This is a genomic window from Arthrobacter rhizophilus, assembly GCF_026241105.1.
Classification (GTDB): domain Bacteria; phylum Actinomycetota; class Actinomycetes; order Actinomycetales; family Micrococcaceae; genus Arthrobacter.
Genome location: NZ_JAPFFT010000066.1, coordinates 1 through 3,787, shown reverse-complemented (window position 1 = coordinate 3,787; position 3,787 = coordinate 1). Strand labels below are relative to the sequence as shown.

Genomic DNA, 3,787 nt, shown 5'->3' with positions numbered 1-3,787 from the left:
CGCCGGACAACCATTCAGGTCGAGACCCCCCAACCACCACCACGGTCGGGGGGTCTCCCGCATTTAAACACACCACCGGACACCCCACCACATCCACGCCGGAAACCCCGCACCCCCCATCACATCCACGCGGGAGATCCCGGACGCTCCTTCACATGTGGGCACCCCCCACCAACGCTCCCTCACATCCACGCCGGAAACCACCAACACCGAACCGTACAATGTCAGCATGAGTAGCATGCAACAGGTTATTCCCGGGGTGTCACTCACAACACAGGTCACGGAAATGCTGCGCGCGGCGATAACTTCCGGCGAGATGACACCGGGGGACCACTATTCCGCGATTGGGCTGGCCGAGAGGCTTGGCGTGTCCCGGACGCCGGTGCGTGAGGCCCTGCAGTTGCTAGAAAAGGAAGGCATTGTCCGGATCGAGAAGAACCGCGGTGTCCGCGTACTGCAGATTTCACTTGACGAGATAGTGCAGATCTTCCAGATTCGAATCATTCTCGAGCCTCCTGCCGCAGCTCGGGCCGCCGAGGTTGTTACCGAGGAAGACCTTGAGCATTTCCGCATGCTTCACGGTCGCATCCTGGACGCCGCATCCGGCGACGACGGCCCCGGCACCCTCCAAGCCGACAAGGAATTCCACTTATTTCTGCTGGGTTTGGCGGGCAACCCGCGGCTAACGGCACTGGATGGTGAGCTGCGTAATCTCGTTCTTGCGCATGGTCTAGTGACCATCCCCTCGGTCCGTAGCAGCCAAGATCTGGCCGATGACCGCCGCGACATTCTTGGGGCATTGGAGCGGAAGGATCCGCAGGCTGCCTCCGCTGCGGTTCGGGAACATGTCACCCGCACTGCGCGACTTCTCATCACAGGCGTGTGCGCCAAGACGCCGGGGCTTTCCGCAGATGCGTATTTGGCGAAGTTGGATCAGTTGACGAAATTCCGCGGCTGACGTCGACACCTCGAATACTGTTTACAAGCTCTGCCAGTTCCCTTACTGTTGCATGCAACATACAACAATCGGAGGAGATGCAACGTGGCATCCACACCGCAGAGCAATCAAGGCGGGCCGCCGCCGTTGGCAGGTATACGGATCGCTGATTTCTCCCGCGTTCTGGCCGGACCGTTGTGCTCAATGATGCTGGCAGACTACGGTGCCGAGGTCATCAAAATCGAGGGCCCAGCCGGCGACGATACCCGCGCGTGGATTCCGCCTGTCGCGGCGGACGGCACGGGCACCTATTTCGCGAGCGTCAACCGGAACAAGAAATCCGTGATCGCCGATCTCACGTCCGACGAGGGGCTGAGCTATGCCCGTGGCTTGGTGGCTGGCTGCGACATCGTCATCGAAAACTTCCGTCCTGGAGTCATGGCGAAATTTGGGCTTGATTATCAGACCGTCGCCAAGGATCGGCCGGACATCGTTTACTGCTCGATCTCGGGTTTCGGGACCGGTGCTGGCGCGGATCTGCCCGGCTACGACCTTCTGGTTCAGGCGCTCGGCGGCCTGATGAGCATAACTGGCTTCCCGGAAGGGGAACCTAGCAAGGTTGGGGTCGCCCTGGTTGACGTCCTCGCCGGGCAGAATGCCATTGCGGGCATCCTGATGGCACTGCGGGTTCGCGATGCCACTGGGACCGGCCAGCAGGTGCAGGTTAGTCTCCTCTCGTCGCTACTCGCAGCCCTGGTGAACCAAGGCGCCGCGATGTTGGCCACGGGCAATTCACCTGCCAGGTTGGGTAACGCCCATCCGAGTATCGCCCCCTACGAGACCTTTCGCACGGGCGGCGGTACCCTTGCCGTTGCGGTCGGTAACGACCGGCAGTTCGCGGCACTGGCGTCGGCGCTGGGAATCCCCTGCCTGGCTGAGCAAGCCAGATTCCTCACTAACGAACGCAGGGTGGGGTCCCGCGCGGAGCTTCGCGCCGTGCTTGAAGGTGCATTCCTCGCCGACACCGCTTCGCAGTGGCAACACAAATTGCTTGCAGTGGGGGTGCCCGCAGGCAAGGTCAACACAGTCGGTGAGGCTTTCGAGCTGGCTGACAGCCTGGGGCTGGAGCCGTCAGTTGTTGTCACAGATCCCGCCACCGGCCGGGAATCCCAGCAGCTCGCCAACCCGATCCGGCTGTCCGCAGCAGCGCCGAGCTACCGGCAAGTTCCCCCGGCTCTTGGCGAGCACCAAGGATCCACGTTCGCCCTAGAATTTCCAGCAACTTCCGTGAAAGGTTCATAGATGTCTGACCTCAGCGACCTGATTGACTTCGATTCCCTACTCAGAGCGGATGAACGTGCGCTGCGCGATTCCGTGCGGTCCTTCGTCGACAGGGAAATCAAGCCGAACATTGCGGGCTGGTACGAAGAGGCCGTCTTCCCGCTTGAAATTGTCCCTGAACTGGCCAAACTGGGTCTACTCGGCATGCATCTGAAGGGTTACGGCTGTGCCGGCCGATCCGCCGTCGAGTACGGACTGGCTGCCGCCGAACTTGAGGCCGGTGACTCGGGGCTGCGCACTTTCGTCTCGGTACAAGGCTCATTGGTCATGAGCGCCATCTACAAGCATGGTTCGGACGAACAGAAGGCTGAATGGTTACCGACGATGGCCAGGGGAGAGGCGATCGGCTGCTTTGGCCTGACAGAGCCGACCGCTGGATCGGATCCGGGCAACATGGCCACCTTTGCGCGCCGTGACGGGAGCGATTGGGTCATCAACGGATCAAAACGCTGGATCGGCCTGGCGTCCGTGGCCAAAGTCGCCATCATCTGGGCCCAGACCGACGGCGGGGTCCGGGGTTTCGTCGTGCCAACCGATACTCCCGGATTCACGGCCACGCCGATCGACTCGAAATTGTCCATGCGAGCCTCCATCCAATGCGACATCGAATTGTCCGAGGTGCGCCTGCCCGGGAACGCGGTGCTGCCCAACGTCGCCGGGCTAAAGGGCCCCCTCTCATGCCTGAACGAAGCCCGCTATGGGATCATCTGGGGCGCCATGGGCGCTGCTCGCGACGCGTTCGAGGCTGCGCTCGAATATTCCAAGGAGCGCTTTCAGTTTGGCAAGCCGCTTGCCGGCTACCAGCTGACCCAGCAGAAGTTGGTGGACATGGCTCTGGAGATCAACAAGGGATTCCTGCTTGCCCTGCATCTCGGCCGTAGGAAGGATGCCGGCACGTTGCAGGCGGACCAGATCTCGGTCGGCAAACTGAACAACTGCCGCGAGGCCATCAAAATTGCCCGCGCGGCCCGAACGATCCTCGGCGGCAACGGAATCACGCTGGACTACTCACCGCTACGTCACGCGAACAACCTGGAATCCGTTCGCACCTATGAGGGCACCGATGAAGTCCACACACTCATTCTGGGTAACAGGCTCACCGGCGTCGCCGCCTTCCGCTGAACACAGGGCCCGACGGCGGAACTCCCGTTCCGCCGTCGGGCCTTCGTGGCGTGCGAGCGGACCTCCCGCTCCCCTTGATTTGAGAAGCCGAAGGAGTGCCGGGCGGGCGGATTTGCGTAGGGTGCGGGATCCGTGTAATGTCTTCTAAGTCGCCGCGAGGGAGACAGCCTAGAGCTGGGAACCACGGGTGGCCAACCCTTTCGAATCGAGCCTGAAACGGCCGGCGCTTTTTGCGCCGCGATTCGAGGGAAATTCGAATTGTTCCTGTGAAATTGGTTGAAACACTGATTTGCAAAGCGGTAATTATTCGGGTAAGTTTGGGAAGTTGCTCCGGAGCGATCGCGGGCCCTTTGTGGGTGTGGGTGGTGTCGGGTGTGTCTGTTGTTT

The 3,787-nt window shown here is 61.3% G+C and carries 3 protein-coding genes; all 3 read left to right on the top strand.

The genetic code is table 11. From position 1 onward, the window contains the following. The first annotated feature begins 229 nt into the window (after positions 1-229). A complete protein-coding gene (locus tag OOZ51_RS22290; protein ID WP_265982154.1) occupies positions 230-958 on the top strand; it encodes a GntR family transcriptional regulator in 729 nt (242 codons plus the stop codon). 84 nt (positions 959-1,042) lie between these two features. Beyond that, positions 1,043-2,239, top strand: coding sequence for a CaiB/BaiF CoA transferase family protein (locus tag OOZ51_RS22285; RefSeq protein ID WP_265982152.1), 1,197 nt, complete (start codon positions 1,043-1,045; stop codon positions 2,237-2,239). Continuing rightward, positions 2,240-3,400 carry an acyl-CoA dehydrogenase family protein gene (locus tag OOZ51_RS22280; RefSeq protein ID WP_265982151.1) on the top strand — a complete coding sequence of 387 codons (1,161 nt, stop codon included), beginning with the start codon at positions 2,240-2,242 and terminating at the stop codon, positions 3,398-3,400. Positions 3,401-3,787: the final 387 nt, after the last annotated feature.